Genomic DNA, 14,895 nt, shown 5'->3' on the forward strand with positions numbered 1-14,895 from the left:
CCTGAGAATTCTGGCTATGAGGCGGATAGACGGCGCGACTCAAGGTCGCGCAGGTGAATCAGCCGCGGTGTCGAGACTCCACTGCCTTGCGCAGGGTGTCGATCAACGCCTGGATACGGGCGTGCTGCATTTTCATTGAAGCTTTATTGACGATCAGCCGGGAGCTGATGTCGGCAATGAAATCCTGGGGCTCCAGGCCATTGGCGCGCAGGGTGTTGCCGGTGTCGACCACGTCGATGATCTTGTCCGCCAGACCGATCAGCGGCGCCAGCTCCATCGAGCCGTAGAGCTTGATGATGTCGACCTGACGGCCCTGTTCGGCGTAGTAACGCTTGGCAACGTTGACGAACTTGGTCGCCACGCGCAAACGGCCCTTGGGCTCGACATCGCCGACACGGCCAGCGGTCATCAGCTTGCAGAGGGCAATGCGCAAATCCAGAGGCTCGTACAAACCCTGGCCGCCGTACTCCATCAGCACGTCTTTACCGGCGACGCCCAGGTCAGCGGCACCATGCTCGACGTAGGTCGGCACGTCGGTGGCGCGCACGATCAGCAGACGTACGTCAGGCTGGGTCGTGGGGATGATCAGCTTGCGGCTCTTGTCCGGATTCTCGGTCGGCACGATGCCCGCTTCAGCCAGAAGCGGCAGGGTGTCGTCAAGGATGCGGCCCTTGGACAGTGCGATGGTCAACATGGGAAACGTCAGTCCTTATCAAGGTACTCATGCCAGGTCGCAATCGGCGCCGGACACACATCGAGCCGGAAACCGGCTCGACTGAACAATTCAACGGACACGTCCCTGTGTCCATGCAGCAGAAACTAGCCCGGTACGCGGCGGATCTTGGCGCCGAGCATCTGCAGCTTCTCTTCGATACACTCGTAACCACGGTCGATGTGGTAGATGCGGTCGATCAGGGTGTCGCCTTCAGCGATCAGTGCCGAGATCACCAGACTGGCCGATGCACGCAGGTCGGTGGCCATGACGGGCGCGCCTTTGAGCTTCTCGGTGCCGGTGACGATGGCGGTGTTGCCCTCGACCTGGATCTTGGCGCCCATACGGTGCAGTTCGTAGACGTGCATGAAGCGGTTTTCAAAGATCGTCTCGATCACCGCGCCGGTGCCTTCGGCAATAGCGTTGAGCGAGATGAACTGCGCTTGCATGTCGGTCGGGAACGCCGGGTATGGAGCGGTCCGCACGTTGACGGCTTTTGGCCGCTTGCCGTGCATGTTCAGCTCGATCCAGTCATCACCCGAGGTGATTTCAGCGCCGGCTTCACGGAGTTTTTCCAGAACGGCTTCGAGGATGGTCGGATCCGTATCCTTGACCTTCACGCGACCGCCGGTGACGGCAGCAGCCACCAGGTAAGTCCCGGTTTCGATACGGTCAGGCATCACTTTGTAGGTGGTCGGGTGCAGGCGCTCGACGCCATCGATGGTGATGGTGTCGGTGCCGGCGCCAGTGATCTTGGCGCCCATGGCGATCAGGAAGTTCGCCAGGTCGATGACTTCAGGCTCGCGCGCGGCGTTGGCCAGAACGCTGCGGCCCTTGGCCAGGGCGGCGGCCATCATGATGTTCTCGGTGCCGGTCACGCTGACGGTGTCGAAGAAGAAGTGCGCACCGCGCAGGCCGCCCTCTGGCGCCTTGGCCTTGATGTAGCCGCCTTCGACGTCGATGACCGCGCCCATGGCTTCAAGACCACGGATGTGCAGGTCCACCGGACGCGAACCGATGGCGCAACCGCCAGGCAGTGCCACTTCGGCTTCACCGAAACGGGCAACCATCGGGCCCAGGACCAGGATCGACGCACGCATGGTCTTGACCAGTTCGTACGGGGCGATCAGGGTCTTGATGGTGCGCGGGTCGATTTCGACGCTGAGCTTCTCGTCGATCACCGGCTCGATGCCCATGCGACCGAACAGCTCGATCATGGTGGTGATGTCGTGCAGGTGCGGCAGGTTGGCAACCGTGACCGGGCCATCGCACAGCAAGGTGGCCGCCAGGATCGGCAGGGCAGAGTTCTTTGCCCCGGAAATGCGGATCTCGCCATCAAGACGAGCGCCACCGGTAATAATCAATTTATCCATAAGAATCTCGACGCCCTTGGGCTCAGGTGCGCTCGGCCCAGGCCGCGCTGCTGAAAAATTTCATAGTGACCGCGTGGATGCTGCCATCGGTGATCCATGGGTTCAAATGGGCATAGACCTGCTGCTGACGCTTCACCGGGCTCAACGCCGCCAGTTCATCGCTAATCACGTTCAGCTGGAAATTGCAGCCTTCGCCTTCAACTTCCACCTGCACGTGTGAAAGAGATTCGGACAGCTTTCCTTCAAGGAAGCTCTTTACTTCGGTGGCCTGCATGCTCAACCTCAATCGGCGCCCTGTGCGCGCGGGTCGGACATCATACAAAAAAGCCCCGCGCCTGCGAACCCCGCGAAGCAGGACTCTGACGGGGGGCTTCCTTATAGATGTGGTTAGGGATGCGCCAACAGCTCGGTCAGTTCGCTGACCTGAGCGATTTCGCGCATGTCTTCAGGCATTGCCCGGATGCTCAGCGGCTTGCCGGCTTCCTGGGCATCGCGCATGAAACACAGCAGCAGCGACAAGCCGACACTGCTGGACTTCAATACTGCCGAACAATCCACCACCAAGGCGGGGGCCTTGCTGGCCTTGATCAGTGCCTGGCCCTGCTTGCGCAGGCCAGGACCGGTCAGATAGTCCAGCATGCCGCTGAGCATCAACTCGCCGGACTCGCTCATGCGAATGGCCGAAACACTCATTGGGCTTGCTTCTCGGGAGCTTGCTTCTCGCTGGCTTCCTTGGCCTTGGCGACTTCACCGGCCCAACCGTTGATGGTCTTGTCCAGGTCGTTGCCATTGCGCTGCATCGCATCAGCGAACTGATCGCGGAACAGCTTGCCGATGTTGATGCCATTGATGATCACGTTGCGCAGCTTCCACTCACCCTGGATCTTTTCCAGTGTGTAGGAAACAGGATAGATCGCGCCATTGCTGCCCTTGACCGTCATGCCAACGCTGGTGCGGTCGCCCGACTCGTCCTTGGCAGGATCGACGACAATCCCTTGATTGTTGTACTCGAGCAAGGCGTTGCCATAGAACTGGAACAGACCCTTCTTGAAGTTCTCTTCGAAGGTCTTCATCTGCGCCGGCGTGGCTTTACGGGAATACTTGACCGTCATGATGCTCTTGGAAATGCCCTCGGCATCCACCACAGGGCCGACGATGGTGTTCAGCGCCGCATAGAAGTCATTCGGGTCCTGCTTGTACTTTTCTTTGTTGGCCGACAGGTCGGCCAACAAACGGCTGGTGGTGTCCTGTACCAGATCGTGCGCGGAAGGCGCCGCCACGGCGTTAGCCATCAACGGCAGGGCCGCGAGTAATACCAACAGGCCACGTCGCAAGGTAGAGATCATTCAAAACTCCTCATTTAGCGTCTTTGCTAACGGTATTGAGCAGGAATTTACCGATCAGGTCCTCGAGCACCAGCGACGACTGGGTGTCGTGGATGGTCCCGCCATCCTTGAGCAAGCCTTCTTCGCCGCCCACGCTGATACCGATGTACTTCTCGCCCAACAAGCCAGCCGTCAGAATAGATGCAGTGGAGTCAGTCGGCAGATTATCTACGCGCTTTTCCAGTTGCATCGTCACCCGACCGGTGAAGCTGTCGCGGTCCAGATCGATCGCCGTGACCTTGCCGATCGTCACACCGGCCATGGTCACTTTAGCTCTGACCGTCAAACCGGCGATATTGTCGAAATAGGCATAAAGTTTATACGTATCGGTGGTTGCGCTCGGGGACAGGCCACTTACCCGCAACGCCAGCAACAGCAAAGCCAGGATGCCAGCGAGCAGGAAAAGGCCGACACCGATTTCCAGGGTGCGGTTTTGCATCAGAAATCTCCAAACATCAAGGCGGTCAGAATAAAGTCCAGGCCGAGTACAGCCAACGAGGCATACACCACGGTCTTGGTAGTGGCACGACTGATCCCCTCGGACGTGGGCTCGCAGTCATAGCCTTGGAATACGGCGATCCAGGTCACGACAAAGGCGAAGACGATACTTTTGATGATGCCGTTGAGCACATCGTCAGTGAACGTCACGCTGTTTTGCATGTTGGCCCAGTAGGAACCTTCATACACACCCAGCCAGTCAACGGCCACCCACGAACCGCCCCAGATACCCACCACGCTGAAAATCATTGCCAGCACCGGCAGGGAAATGAAGCCGGCCCACAGGCGCGGGGCAACGATGTACTTGAGCGGGTCGACGCCAATCATTTCGAGACTGGACAACTGCTCGGTGGATTTCATGTTGCCGATTTCCGCCGTCAGGGCCGAACCGGCACGGCCGGCGAACAACAAGGCCGTGACCACGGGACCGAGCTCGCGCAGCAGGGTCAGGGCGACCATCTGCCCGACCGCCTGTTCCGAACCATAGCTGGACAGGATGTTGAACCCTTGCAACGCCAGCACCATGCCTATGAATACCCCGGAGACCACGATGATCACCAGGGACATCACGCCCACCGAATGCAATTGCTTGATCAGCAGGCCGAAACCGCCGCCAATGCCGCCGCGCCCCAGCAAGGCATGGAACAGGAAAATCGTTGAACGACCGAACACCGCCAGCACGTCGATGGCGGCGTGGCCGAAGCGGCGCACGCGTTCTATGAGTGAAATCTTGCGCATCAACGCTTCCCCAGAAGATCTGCGCGGTAATCCGTCGCTGGAAAGTGGTATGCGACCGGGCCATCGGGTTCGCCGGTCATGAATTGGCGAATCCGCGGCTCTTGCGAGTTCATCAGCTCTTCAGGCGTGCCCTGCCCCAGCACCTTGCCTTCGCCAACGACATAAATGTAGTCAGCGATGCTCGCGGTCTCGGCCAGGTCGTGGGAGACCACGATGCTGGTGATGCCCAGGGCATCGTTGAGCAGACGGATCAGGCGCACCAATACGCCCATGGCGATCGGGTCCTGGCCGACGAAGGGTTCGTCGTACATGAGGATCTGCGGATCGAGGGCAATCGCCCGAGCCAGCGCGACTCGGCGCTTCATGCCGCCGGACAGTTCCTCGGGCATCAGGTCGATGGCGCCACGCAGGCCCACGGCCTGCAGCTTGAGCAGCACGATGTCCCGGATCATTTCTTCCGGAAGCTCGGTATGAACCCGTAGCGGAAAGGCGACGTTCTCGAACACGTCGAGATCGGTAAACAGCGCGCCGCTCTGAAACAGCACGCCCATATGCTTGCGCGCATCGAACAGATCGCTGCGCGACAGTTTCGGCAGGTTCTGACCGTTGACCCAGACTTCACCCTTGGTCGGACGCAACTGGGCGCCCATCAAACGTAACAGCGTGGTCTTGCCACACCCGGAAGGTCCCATGATGCCGGTGACCTTGCCGCGTGGAATACGGATATCGACGTTATTGAAAATGCTGCGCGCACCGCGCTTGAAGGTCAGTCCCTTCAGCTCGACCGCGTAGGCGTTATCGGCACTCATCTAAACTCCTTGCGATGCAGCCTCTCACTCGGACGCCTGTCTTTCTGACGAAAGCACATACCTCCCGGGCGGGCCGAACTGGCGGCGAACTATATCACTGCAAAGGCCAAGCGCCCAAGGCCCAAGCCGGCCCATGTTCAACGACACGTGCAGTAAAAAGCTTCATTTGAAGGTAATCAGTCCCAGTGAATGACAAAGCACGACGAACTTTCGTGAGGGTTTTGATCATTACCGCTATAATCGCCGCCTTTTCATCAGGCTATACGATTTCTGACATGAGCCAATCCAGCGACCTGATTCAATCAGCACAACGCACCATCCGCCTCGAACTGGAAGCCGTCCAAGGCTTGCTGCCCCATATCGACGCAGATTTCGTACGCGCTTGCGAGATGATTCTGGCCAGCAAAGGCCGCGTGGTCGTGGTCGGCATGGGCAAATCGGGGCACATCGGCAACAAGATTGCCGCCACCCTGGCCAGCACCGGCACCACGGCGTTCTTCGTGCACCCGGCCGAAGCCAGCCACGGCGACATGGGCATGATCACCCGCGACGACATCATCCTGGCCTTGTCGAACTCCGGTTCCACTAATGAAATCGTCACCCTGCTGCCGCTGATCAAACGCCTGGGCATCCAGCTGATCAGCGTGACCGGCAACCCCGATTCACCGCTGGCCAAGGCGGCCGAGGTCAATCTCAATGTGCACGTCGAACACGAAGCCTGCCCGCTGAACCTGGCGCCGACGTCGTCGACCACCGCCGCCCTGGTCATGGGCGACGCCCTGGCCGTAGCACTGCTCGAAGCCCGTGGCTTCACTGCTGAGGACTTCGCGTTCTCGCACCCCGGTGGCGCGCTGGGCCGACGCCTGCTGTTGAAAGTGGAAAACGTCATGCACGCGGGGCAGGAATTGCCGCAAGTTCAGCGCGGCACCCTGCTCAAGGACGCGCTGATGGAAATGACCCGCAAGGGCCTGGGCATGACCGTGATCATGGAAGCCGACGGCAAGCTCGCCGGGATCTTTACCGACGGCGATTTGCGCCGCTCCCTGGACCGCTCCATCGACATTCATCAGGTCACCATCGACGAAGTGATGACCGCCCACGGCAAGACCGCCCGCGCCGAAATGCTCGCCGCCGAAGCGTTGAAAATCATGGAAGACAACAAAATCAGCGCACTGGTCGTGGTCGACAGCGAAGACCGTCCGGTTGGCGCCTTGAACATGCACGACTTGCTGCGTGCGGGAGTAATGTAATGAGCACTGACCTGTTGCAACGCGGCAAACTGATCAAACTGGCCGTATTCGACGTCGACGGCGTCCTGACCGACGGGCGCCTGAACTTCCTCGAAGACGGCAGCGAATTCAAGAGTTTCAATACCCTGGACGGCCAGGGCATAAAGATGTTGATGGCAGCCGGCGTGCAGACGGCTATCATCAGCGGCCGCGACACCCCGGTGGTCGACCGTCGAGCGAAGAACCTCGGCATTCCCTACGTTTATCAGGGTCGCGAAGATAAACTGGTGGTGCTGGACGCACTGCTCGCCCAACTCCACCTAAGCTATGAGCACGTCGCCTACCTCGGCGACGACCTGCCTGACCTGCCGGTGATTCGCCGCGTCGGCCTGGGCATGGCGGTGGCCAATGCCGCCAGCTTCGTGCGCGAACACGCTCACGGCATCACCCAGGCCCGTGGTGGCGAGGGTGCCGCTCGCGAATTCTGCGAATTGATCCTGCGCGCCCAGGGCCGCCTCGATGCGGCCCACGCCGCGTACCTGTGAGCCAACTATGCTGAGCAAGAAATTTCGCAATGTTCTGGTGTTCGGTAGCATCGCCGCTATTTTTGCGGCGGTCGGTTACTGGAACATCAGCCCGGAACGCTTCCTCGACAAGCCGGTGGCCAAGGTCGACGAGACCAAGATCGACTGGTACGCGACCAACACGCACACGTTCCAGTACCTTGAAGACGGCAAGCTGCAATACGAAATGACATCTGACAAAGCCGAGCATTTGAAAGCGACGGATGTCACGCTGGTCACCAAGCCGGACCTCAACATGTTCCGCGGCACCGAATTCCCGTGGCACGTCACCAGCGAGCGCGGTGAGGTAAATCCCGGCGGCACCGAAGTCGAGCTGATCGACAACGTCCGCGTGAAGCGTACCGACGAGAAGAACCGCGACACCCTGATCACCAGCACCCGCATGACAGTGTTCCCGCAGCAGCAATATGCGCAGACCGATCAACCCGTTAGAATCGACGGCGCTGGTGGTGTCTCGACTGGCAAGGGAATGAAGGCTTATTTGAAAGAAAGCAGGATACACCTGCTATCGAACGTAAGAGGACAGTATGAGGCTCGTTAAAACTCTCCCTATTTTGCTCGGTCTGAGCGCAGCACTGGGAAGCGTGAGCGCCTGGGCTCTGCCGAACGATCAACAGCAGCCTATCCGCATCCAGGCCGACGATGCCCAACTGGACGACAAGAATGGCATTGCCACTTATACCGGCGATGTGATCATTACCCAGGGCTCGATGAAGGTCACCGGCAACAAAGTGACCATGACCCGGACCCAGACCGGCGATATCGACGTGGTGACTTCGGTGGGCAACCTGGCCTATTTCGAACAACTGCAAACCGCGGGCGATACCAAGCCGGTTCAAGGCTGGGGCGTCACCATCCAGTATCACGCCTCGCAAGACCGCGTCGTACTGATCGATCGCGCCAAGGTTGTCGATAAGGACGGTAACGTCACCCAAGGCGAGAAAATCGTCTACGACACCAATAAAAAGCTCGCCACCGCCGGTCGCGCGACGGGCGCCAAGGTCACCGAGTCGCGTCCGCGCATCGACATGGTGATCCAGCCGAAAAAGAAAACCGACGAGCAAAAGGCCCAGTAATGGCAACTCTGAAAGCTCAGCACCTGGCCAAGAGCTACAAGAGCCGCCAGGTCGTGCGCGACGTCAGCCTGTCCATCGACAGCGGTCAGATCGTCGGCTTGCTCGGCCCTAACGGCGCCGGTAAAACCACCTGCTTCTACATGATCGTCGGCCTGGTTCAGGCCGATCAGGGTCGCGTCCTGATCGACGATCTGGACGTCAGCCACCAGCCGATGCACGGTCGTGCAAAGGCCGGTATCGGCTATCTTCCGCAGGAAGCGTCGATCTTCCGCAAACTGTCGGTGGCCGACAACATCATGGCGATCCTCGAGACCCGCAAGGAACTCGACAAGGCCGGCCGCCGCAAAGAGCTGGAAAGCCTGCTCCAGGAATTCCACATCAGTCACATTCGCGACAACCTCGGCATGAGCCTGTCAGGTGGTGAACGCCGCCGTGTGGAAATCGCCCGGGCACTGGCGACCAGTCCGAAATTCATCCTCCTCGACGAACCGTTCGCCGGTGTGGACCCGATTTCGGTCGGCGACATCAAACAGATCATCTACCACCTCAAGGCGAAGGGCATTGGCGTGTTGATCACCGACCACAACGTCCGTGAAACCCTGGATATCTGCGAAACCGCCTACATCGTCAACGATGGCCAGCTGATCGCTGAAGGCGACTCGGCCACCATCCTGGCCAACGACCTGGTCAAGGAAGTGTACCTGGGCCACGAGTTCCGCCTGTAAGCAGTGAGTGTCTGGCTGATTGCCCGAGCGCTTTTCTCGATAAAAAATCAACATTTTTTTATTGTTACAGCGCTCTAGGCAAACGCTGCAGTATCGGGCATATAATTTGCTTAAGTTTGGCGCTTCGGCGCCCTGTAGTGGATGGCGCATGTGCGCCGGCGAATAAGGTGTTAAGCCCCTGCCATGAAACCATCGCTAGTCTTGAGAATGGGCCAGCAGCTGACGATGACACCGCAGCTGCAACAGGCCATCCGCCTGCTCCAATTGTCGACCCTGGACCTGCAACAGGAAATCCAGGAGGCCCTGGAGTCCAATCCGATGCTCGAACGCCAGGAAGAAGGCGACGACTTCGATAACACCGACCCCCTGGCCGACAAAGCCGAACAGCAACCCAACGCCGACGTTTCGGAACCGTCCTATCAGGAAACCGCCCCGACGGTGGATAATCTTGAGGAAGGTGACTGGAACGAGCGCATTCCCAACGAACTGCCCGTCGACACCGCTTGGGAAGACGTTTACCAGACCAGCGCCAGCAGCCTGCCGAGCAACGATGACGACGAGTGGGATTTCACCACCCGGACATCGGCCGGTGAAAGCCTGCAAAGCCACCTGCTGTGGCAGCTGAACCTGGCGCCGATGTCCGACACTGATCGCCTGATCGCCGTAACCCTGATCGATTGCATCAACAATCAGGGCTACCTCGACGAAACCCTCGAGGAAATCCTCGAGGCGTTCGATCCGGAACTGGACATCGAGCTCGACGAGATCGAAGCCGTCCTGCACCGCATCCAGCAATTCGAACCGGCCGGCATCGGCGCCCGCAACCTCGGCGAATGCCTGCTGCTGCAATTGCGCCAACTGCCCGCCAAGACGCCTTGGCTGGCCGAGGCCAAACGCCTGGTCACCGATTACATTGATCTGCTGGGCAGCCGCGACTATAGCCAGTTGATGCGCCGCATGAAGCTCAAGGAAGATGAACTGCGCCAGGTGATCGAACTGGTGCAGAGCCTCAACCCGCGCCCGGGCTCGCAAATCGAGTCCAGCGAAGCCGAATACGTGGTTCCCGACGTGATCGTGCGCAAGGACAATGAACGCTGGCTGGTGGAACTCAATCAGGAGTCGGTGCCGCGGCTGCGGGTCAACGCCCAGTACGCCGGTTTCGTGCGGCGCGCCGACACCAGCGCCGACAACACCTTCATGCGCAACCAGTTGCAGGAAGCTCGCTGGTTTATCAAGAGCCTGCAAAGCCGCAACGAAACCCTGATGAAAGTAGCCACCCAGATCGTCGAGCATCAGCGCGGTTTTCTGGAGTATGGCGACGAAGCGATGAAACCATTGGTGCTGCATGACATCGCTGAAGCGGTAGGCATGCACGAATCGACGATTTCCCGGGTGACCACGCAAAAATTCATGCATACCCCTCGGGGCATATATGAGCTGAAATACTTTTTCTCCAGCCACGTCAGTACCTCCGAAGGCGGCGAATGCTCGTCCACGGCGATCCGCGCGATCATCAAAAAACTGGTTGCCGCGGAAAATCAGAAAAAGCCGTTGAGTGACAGCAAGATCGCTGGTTTACTGGAGGCACAAGGCATTCAGGTGGCTCGCCGCACCGTCGCCAAGTACCGCGAATCCCTCGGGATCGCGCCTTCGAGCGAACGCAAGCGGTTGATGTAGAGCCACGCCACAGCGTTCCAGTGGCAGGCATTTCTGCCTGCCGCTTTATGCACTGGCAACGAAGGAGAAGCTGTATGCAAGTCAACATCAGTGGACACCAACTGGAAGTGACCGAACCTCTTCGCACCTACATCGGCGAAAAACTCGAACGATTAGAGCGGCATTTCGACAAGATCACCAACGTGCAGGTCACGATGACGGTCGAAAAGCTTAAGCAGAAAATCGAAGCCACACTGCATATTCCCGGCAATGAAGTCGTCGCCAACGCGGAACATACCGATATGTACGCGGCGATCGACGCACTGACCGACAAGCTGGATAAACAACTCAAAAAGCATAAGGAAAAGACCCAAAGCCTCCTCCAGGGCGCCACCGGTCGTTAACACTCCCAACCCATGATCCGACTTGAAAGCATCCTGACCCCCGGCCGTTCCCTCGTGAACGTGCCGGGCGGCAGCAAAAAGAAAGCCCTCGAACAAATTGCCAACCTTATCCACCGCGAAGTGCCGGATCTGGAGATGCAAGATGTCTTCGAGGCTCTGATTGCCCGTGAAAAACTTGGTTCGACCGGTTTTGGTAACGGCATCGCCATTCCTCACTGTCGGCTCAAAGGTTGCACCTTGCCTATCAGTGCCTTGATGCACCTGGATGCTCCCATCGATTTTGACGCCATCGACGGCGCGCCGGTTGACCTGCTATTCGTTCTACTGGTCCCGGAAGCCGCTACCGATGCGCACCTTGAATTGCTTCGCCAGATCGCCAGCATGCTTGATCGCAAGGACGTCCGCGATCGCCTGCGTGGCGCCCCAAGCAATGAAGCCTTGTATCAGGTTGTCCTGGACGAGCAAAACGGCCACTAATCATGCGTTTGATCATCGTCAGTGGCCGCTCCGGCTCAGGTAAAAGTACCGCGCTCGATGTACTCGAGGACAACGGCTATTACTGCATCGATAACCTGCCTGCGGGGTTGCTGCCGGAACTGGCCGAACGCGCACTGATTCATACCGAACTGGCGCAGCCGCTGGTTGCCGTCTCCATCGACGCGCGCAACCTGCCGAGCCATCTGTCCCGGTTTCCCGAATTGCTCGAAGAAGTCCGCAGCCGGCATATCCAGTGCGATGTGCTGTATCTGGATGCCGATGAAGAAACCCTGCTCAAACGTTTTTCGGAAACCCGCCGCCGCCACCCGCTGAGCAGTGCCAATCGCTCGCTGGCCGAGGCGATCAACGACGAAACCAACTTGCTCGGGCCGATTGCCGACCTTGCAGACCTCAAGGTCAACACCACCAACCTGAACCTGTATCAGCTGCGCGATACCATCAAGCTGCGCCTGCTGAACCAGCCGGAACCGGGTACGGCGTTTCTGGTGGAGTCTTTCGGGTTCAAGCGTGGCATGCCGGTGGACGCCGACCTGGTGTTCGACGTGCGCTGTCTGCCCAACCCCTACTGGAAGCCCGAGCTGCGCGAGCAATCCGGGCTTGACCAACCGGTAGCCGAATACCTGGCGGCACAGCCGGACGTCGAAGAGATGTTCCAGGACATTTCCACGTACCTGCTCAAATGGTTACCGCGCTTTGCCGCGAGCAACCGGGCTTATGTCACCATTGCCATTGGTTGCACCGGCGGGCATCACCGCTCCGTCTACCTGACCGAACGTCTGGGCCAGGTCCTGCAAAAATCCCTGAAGAACGTCCAGGTCCGCCACCGCGACCTCAGCTAAAGGATTCACATCGCGATGCCTGCTCTGGAAATCGAAATCATCAACAAGCTGGGCCTGCATGCCCGCGCTTCCGCCAAATTCGTCGGCGTAGCGGGTCAATTCCCTTGCCAGATCCGCGCCGGACGCACACCTGAGTCCATGGTCGACGGCAAAAGCATCATGGCCATGATGATGCTCGCTGCGGGCAAGGGCACCAAAATCCACCTGAGCACGGAAGGTGAGCAGGAGCAGGAAGCGCTGGATGCGCTGGTGGCGTTGATCAACAACTACTTCGACGAAGGCGAATGACGCTCGCCTAGGCGAGCGCAGTATCCATCACCATCATCAAGCAAAACCCGATCAACAGCCCAAGACTGGCCAGCTTGTCGTGACCATTGCGGCGCGACTCGGGGATGACTTCATGAGTCACCACCAGCAGCATGGCACCCGCCGCCAATGCCAGGCCCAACGGCAAGAGCAATTCAGCCAGGCTCACCAGCCAGGCGCATAACAACGCAAAAACCGGCTCGACCAGGCCTGACGCCGCACCGATCAGGAAGGCCTTGACCCGCGACATTCCTGCCCCGGTCAGTACCAAGGCAATCACCAGCCCTTCCGGCACATCCTGCAAGGCGATGCCCATGGCCAGGGTGTCGGCGTCGGGCATGCCGCCGCCCGCCGAGACGCCCACCGCCATGCCTTCGGGAATGTTGTGGGCAATGATGGCGAACACGAACATCCAGATCCGTGGCGGAATGACCGGCCGTTCCTGCGTGCCAACCAGCATTTCCGGCGACGCGCCAGACACCTTTCGGTCCACCAGGAACAAGCCGAACGCACCGAGCATCATGCCGAAGCTGATCAGGCCGCTGGCCGCCCAGGGCATCAGCCCCAGGCTTTGCGCCGCTGTGATGCCCGGTACGATCAGCGAAAACGCCGTCGCCGCCAACATCACCCCGGCCCCGAAGCCGAGCAGCGTATCGCTGACTGTTTGGGGCATGCGCCGAATCACTAGCACCGGCACGGCGCCAAGTGCCGTACCCAGCGCGCAGATCGCCCCACCCTGTAACGCTCGCAGCAGCTTCGGCTCCAGGTTCAGCCACGTCAGGCCCTGAGCGACCAACAAGCTCATTCCCGCCAGCAATAACAGCGACCCGAATGCGTAACGAAACATCCGTCCACTTCCGATCGCCAGTGTTTCAGTGCCCATCGTCAGCCCTGGATCGTTATATGGAAATCTTGAACAGGCCTTAAACCAGTGCAGCCTGATAACGCGCAGCGACTTTGGGCCAATTGATCACGTTGTAGAACGCATTGATGTATTCCGGGCGACGGTTTTGATACTGCAGGTAATAAGCGTGTTCCCAGACGTCGAGGCCGAGGATCGGCGTATTGCCGTTCATCAACGGACTGTCCTGGTTGCCGCTGCTTTCCACGACCAGAGTCTTTTGCGGGGTCACGCTCAGCCAGGCCCAGCCGCTGCCGAAACGGGTCAGCGCGGCTTTAGTGAACGCTCCCTTGAAGCTGTCGAGGCCGCCCAACTGCTCATCGATCGCCTTGGCCAGCTCGCCTTCCGGATTGCCGCCGCCGTTGGGCACCATGACTTCCCAGAACAGCGAATGGTTGGCATGCCCGCCCCCCTGGTTGATCACCGCTGCGCGAAGTTTTTCCGGCAGTTGCTGAACGGCGGCGACCAGCTTTTCTACCGGCCATTCGGCAAATTCGGTGCCTTCGACGGCCGCGTTGAGGTTGTTGATGTAGGTCTGGTGGTGCTTGGTGTAGTGGATCTCCATGGTCTGCGCATCGATGTGCGGTTCCAGGGCATCGTAGGCGTACGGCAAGGCAGGCAAGCTAAAAGCCATTTCAGTGGACTCCATGGTGTAGAGGCGCAGGGGGCGTCACGGCATCGATGTGCAACAAACGATGGGTCCGCGGGTACTCGCCGTGTTCGCTGATGAAATTCAGCAGTTCGACGTAGGTTTTGCTGTTCTGACGCAGCGCGGCTTCACGCAGCGCAGGTGCCAGTCGCAGATCCTGCACGGTCTTGAGTAATCGCTGGTGAATGGCGCAGAGGTACTCGGCACTCTCCTCCGGCTGATTCAGACGCAAATGCAGGTCTGCCAGGTTGTGGTGGGAAATCACGCAGGCCGCCACCGCCTCGTCGGCATTCGGCCAGCGCTCGAACAACACCTGGGCCAGGGCCAATGCCTGCAAGTAAGCCTCGCGGGCATCCACCAGTTCGCCCAGCATGAAACAGCGGTTTGCCCTTTCGATCGTGCGTTTCCAGTGCTCCATGATGAGCCTCCAAAGCGCTGATGATGTTTACACACCGCCCGCGGTGAGCTTTCCGGATTGAGTAATTCTTCCAGTTGGCCACGGGTCAGGTCGGT

21 protein-coding genes are annotated in these 14,895 nt (G+C 59.3%); 10 read left to right on the plus strand and 11 right to left on the minus strand.

The genetic code is table 11. From position 1 onward, the window contains the following. Window positions 1–58: 58 nt before the first annotated feature. The 8 genes from hisG to NTD84_RS21585 all read right to left on the minus strand — a co-directional run bounded on the left by hisG (window position 59) and on the right by NTD84_RS21585 (window position 5,515). On the minus strand, window positions 59–694 hold the full coding sequence (hisG, locus tag NTD84_RS21550; RefSeq protein WP_007942738.1) for an ATP phosphoribosyltransferase: 636 nt from the start codon (window positions 692–694) through the stop codon (window positions 59–61). Between the two features lie 125 nt (window positions 695–819). Beyond that, entirely contained in the window at window positions 820–2,085 is a 1,266-nt protein-coding gene (murA, locus tag NTD84_RS21555) for a UDP-N-acetylglucosamine 1-carboxyvinyltransferase (RefSeq protein ID WP_262169734.1), read from the minus strand. Window positions 2,086–2,107: 22 nt separating this feature from the next. Next, window positions 2,108–2,359: a BolA family protein gene (locus tag NTD84_RS21560; protein WP_150582333.1), complete on the minus strand. Its 252-nt coding sequence runs from the start codon at window positions 2,357–2,359 to the stop codon at window positions 2,108–2,110. Between the two features lie 113 nt (window positions 2,360–2,472). Further along, on the minus strand, window positions 2,473–2,778 hold the full coding sequence (locus NTD84_RS21565) for a lipid asymmetry maintenance protein MlaB (RefSeq protein ID WP_262169740.1): 306 nt from the start codon (window positions 2,776–2,778) through the stop codon (window positions 2,473–2,475). Beyond that, window positions 2,775–3,431, minus strand: coding sequence for a phospholipid-binding protein MlaC (locus NTD84_RS21570; RefSeq protein ID WP_262169742.1), 657 nt, complete (start codon window positions 3,429–3,431; stop codon window positions 2,775–2,777). Before NTD84_RS21570 ends, NTD84_RS21565 begins: the two co-directional genes overlap by 4 nt. A gap of 10 nt (window positions 3,432–3,441) precedes the next feature. Continuing rightward, window positions 3,442–3,909, minus strand: coding sequence for an outer membrane lipid asymmetry maintenance protein MlaD (gene mlaD / locus NTD84_RS21575; RefSeq protein ID WP_010463308.1), 468 nt, complete (start codon window positions 3,907–3,909; stop codon window positions 3,442–3,444). Then, entirely contained in the window at window positions 3,909–4,706 is a 798-nt protein-coding gene (mlaE, locus tag NTD84_RS21580) for a lipid asymmetry maintenance ABC transporter permease subunit MlaE (protein ID WP_262169746.1), read from the minus strand. The genes mlaD and mlaE overlap by 1 nt, the downstream gene beginning before the upstream one ends. Further along, the gene (locus NTD84_RS21585) at window positions 4,706–5,515 is read right to left on the minus strand and encodes an ATP-binding cassette domain-containing protein (protein WP_262169748.1); all 810 of its coding nucleotides are present in this window, start codon (window positions 5,513–5,515) and stop codon (window positions 4,706–4,708) included. The genes mlaE and NTD84_RS21585 overlap by 1 nt, the downstream gene beginning before the upstream one ends. Window positions 5,516–5,790: 275 nt before the next feature. Here NTD84_RS21585 and NTD84_RS21590 point away from each other — a divergent pair, with 275 nt between their 5' ends. From NTD84_RS21590 to NTD84_RS21635, 10 genes are all read left to right on the plus strand, one after another. Further along, entirely contained in the window at window positions 5,791–6,765 is a 975-nt protein-coding gene (locus tag NTD84_RS21590) for a KpsF/GutQ family sugar-phosphate isomerase (RefSeq protein WP_262169749.1), read from the plus strand. After that, window positions 6,765–7,289: a KdsC family phosphatase gene (locus tag NTD84_RS21595; protein WP_262169751.1), complete on the plus strand. Its 525-nt coding sequence runs from the start codon at window positions 6,765–6,767 to the stop codon at window positions 7,287–7,289. Before NTD84_RS21590 ends, NTD84_RS21595 begins: the two co-directional genes overlap by 1 nt. 7 nt (window positions 7,290–7,296) lie before the next feature. Next, window positions 7,297–7,869 carry an LPS export ABC transporter periplasmic protein LptC gene (gene lptC, locus NTD84_RS21600; protein ID WP_262169754.1) on the plus strand — a complete coding sequence of 191 codons (573 nt, stop codon included), beginning with the start codon at window positions 7,297–7,299 and terminating at the stop codon, window positions 7,867–7,869. After that, on the plus strand, window positions 7,856–8,404 hold the full coding sequence (gene lptA / locus NTD84_RS21605; RefSeq protein WP_262169757.1) for a lipopolysaccharide transport periplasmic protein LptA: 549 nt from the start codon (window positions 7,856–7,858) through the stop codon (window positions 8,402–8,404). The genes lptC and lptA overlap by 14 nt, the downstream gene beginning before the upstream one ends. Then, a complete protein-coding gene (gene lptB / locus NTD84_RS21610) occupies window positions 8,404–9,129 on the plus strand; it encodes an LPS export ABC transporter ATP-binding protein (protein ID WP_262169759.1) in 726 nt (241 codons plus the stop codon). The genes lptA and lptB overlap by 1 nt, the downstream gene beginning before the upstream one ends. Window positions 9,130–9,312: 183 nt before the next feature. Next, window positions 9,313–10,806, plus strand: a complete 1,494-nt coding sequence (locus tag NTD84_RS21615; RefSeq protein WP_262169761.1) for an RNA polymerase factor sigma-54 — start codon at window positions 9,313–9,315, stop codon at window positions 10,804–10,806. A 74-nt stretch (window positions 10,807–10,880) separates the two neighbouring features. Further along, window positions 10,881–11,189, plus strand: coding sequence for a ribosome hibernation-promoting factor, HPF/YfiA family (hpf, locus tag NTD84_RS21620; protein ID WP_007941242.1), 309 nt, complete (start codon window positions 10,881–10,883; stop codon window positions 11,187–11,189). 12 nt (window positions 11,190–11,201) lie between these two features. Next, a complete protein-coding gene (ptsN, locus tag NTD84_RS21625; protein ID WP_262169767.1) occupies window positions 11,202–11,666 on the plus strand; it encodes a PTS IIA-like nitrogen regulatory protein PtsN in 465 nt (154 codons plus the stop codon). A 2-nt stretch (window positions 11,667–11,668) separates the two neighbouring features. After that, window positions 11,669–12,526 carry an RNase adapter RapZ gene (gene rapZ / locus NTD84_RS21630; protein ID WP_150633253.1) on the plus strand — a complete coding sequence of 286 codons (858 nt, stop codon included), beginning with the start codon at window positions 11,669–11,671 and terminating at the stop codon, window positions 12,524–12,526. A gap of 15 nt (window positions 12,527–12,541) precedes the next feature. Continuing rightward, window positions 12,542–12,814: an HPr family phosphocarrier protein gene (locus tag NTD84_RS21635; RefSeq protein ID WP_262169772.1), complete on the plus strand. Its 273-nt coding sequence runs from the start codon at window positions 12,542–12,544 to the stop codon at window positions 12,812–12,814. A 7-nt stretch (window positions 12,815–12,821) separates the two neighbouring features. On the opposite strand, the gene NTD84_RS21640 is transcribed toward NTD84_RS21635, so the two are convergent. Genes NTD84_RS21640 through NTD84_RS21650 form a run of 3 tightly spaced genes read right to left on the minus strand, consistent with a single transcriptional unit; the run spans window position 12,822 to window position 14,800 of the window. Continuing rightward, window positions 12,822–13,715 (minus strand): ZIP family metal transporter, encoded by an 894-nt coding sequence (locus tag NTD84_RS21640; protein WP_262169774.1) that lies wholly within the window; start codon window positions 13,713–13,715, stop codon window positions 12,822–12,824. Window positions 13,716–13,755: 40 nt separating this feature from the next. Then, a complete protein-coding gene (locus NTD84_RS21645) occupies window positions 13,756–14,367 on the minus strand; it encodes a superoxide dismutase (RefSeq protein WP_262169776.1) in 612 nt (203 codons plus the stop codon). A 1-nt stretch (window position 14,368) separates the two neighbouring features. Further along, complete coding sequence (locus tag NTD84_RS21650; RefSeq protein ID WP_262169779.1) at window positions 14,369–14,800, minus strand: hypothetical protein; 432 nt, start codon at window positions 14,798–14,800, stop codon at window positions 14,369–14,371. Window positions 14,801–14,895 lie beyond the last annotated feature (95 nt).

The organism is Pseudomonas sp. 14P_8.1_Bac3 (genome assembly GCF_025466085.1).
GTDB lineage: Bacteria > Pseudomonadota > Gammaproteobacteria > Pseudomonadales > Pseudomonadaceae > Aquipseudomonas.

Bases quoted from the DNA above. Each gene is read 5' to 3' on its own strand.
- hisG (WP_007942738.1), bottom strand. From the start codon at position 694: ATGTTGACCATCGCACTGTCCAAGGGCCGCATCCTTGACGACACCCTG.
- murA (WP_262169734.1), bottom strand. From the start codon at position 2,085: ATGGATAAATTGATTATTACCGGTGGCGCTCGTCTTGATGGCGAGATC.
- NTD84_RS21560 (WP_150582333.1), bottom strand. From the start codon at position 2,359: ATGCAGGCCACCGAAGTAAAGAGCTTCCTTGAAGGAAAGCTGTCCGAA.
- NTD84_RS21565 (WP_262169740.1), bottom strand. From the start codon at position 2,778: ATGAGTGTTTCGGCCATTCGCATGAGCGAGTCCGGCGAGTTGATGCTC.
- NTD84_RS21570 (WP_262169742.1), bottom strand. From the start codon at position 3,431: ATGATCTCTACCTTGCGACGTGGCCTGTTGGTATTACTCGCGGCCCTG.
- mlaD (WP_010463308.1), bottom strand. From the start codon at position 3,909: ATGCAAAACCGCACCCTGGAAATCGGTGTCGGCCTTTTCCTGCTCGCT.
- mlaE (WP_262169746.1), bottom strand. From the start codon at position 4,706: ATGCGCAAGATTTCACTCATAGAACGCGTGCGCCGCTTCGGCCACGCC.
- NTD84_RS21585 (WP_262169748.1), bottom strand. From the start codon at position 5,515: ATGAGTGCCGATAACGCCTACGCGGTCGAGCTGAAGGGACTGACCTTC.
- NTD84_RS21590 (WP_262169749.1), top strand. From the start codon at position 5,791: ATGAGCCAATCCAGCGACCTGATTCAATCAGCACAACGCACCATCCGC.
- NTD84_RS21595 (WP_262169751.1), top strand. From the start codon at position 6,765: ATGAGCACTGACCTGTTGCAACGCGGCAAACTGATCAAACTGGCCGTA.
- lptC (WP_262169754.1), top strand. From the start codon at position 7,297: ATGCTGAGCAAGAAATTTCGCAATGTTCTGGTGTTCGGTAGCATCGCC.
- lptA (WP_262169757.1), top strand. From the start codon at position 7,856: ATGAGGCTCGTTAAAACTCTCCCTATTTTGCTCGGTCTGAGCGCAGCA.
- lptB (WP_262169759.1), top strand. From the start codon at position 8,404: ATGGCAACTCTGAAAGCTCAGCACCTGGCCAAGAGCTACAAGAGCCGC.
- NTD84_RS21615 (WP_262169761.1), top strand. From the start codon at position 9,313: ATGAAACCATCGCTAGTCTTGAGAATGGGCCAGCAGCTGACGATGACA.
- hpf (WP_007941242.1), top strand. From the start codon at position 10,881: ATGCAAGTCAACATCAGTGGACACCAACTGGAAGTGACCGAACCTCTT.
- ptsN (WP_262169767.1), top strand. From the start codon at position 11,202: ATGATCCGACTTGAAAGCATCCTGACCCCCGGCCGTTCCCTCGTGAAC.
- rapZ (WP_150633253.1), top strand. From the start codon at position 11,669: ATGCGTTTGATCATCGTCAGTGGCCGCTCCGGCTCAGGTAAAAGTACC.
- NTD84_RS21635 (WP_262169772.1), top strand. From the start codon at position 12,542: ATGCCTGCTCTGGAAATCGAAATCATCAACAAGCTGGGCCTGCATGCC.
- NTD84_RS21640 (WP_262169774.1), bottom strand. From the start codon at position 13,715: ATGGGCACTGAAACACTGGCGATCGGAAGTGGACGGATGTTTCGTTAC.
- NTD84_RS21645 (WP_262169776.1), bottom strand. From the start codon at position 14,367: ATGGCTTTTAGCTTGCCTGCCTTGCCGTACGCCTACGATGCCCTGGAA.
- NTD84_RS21650 (WP_262169779.1), bottom strand. From the start codon at position 14,800: ATGGAGCACTGGAAACGCACGATCGAAAGGGCAAACCGCTGTTTCATG.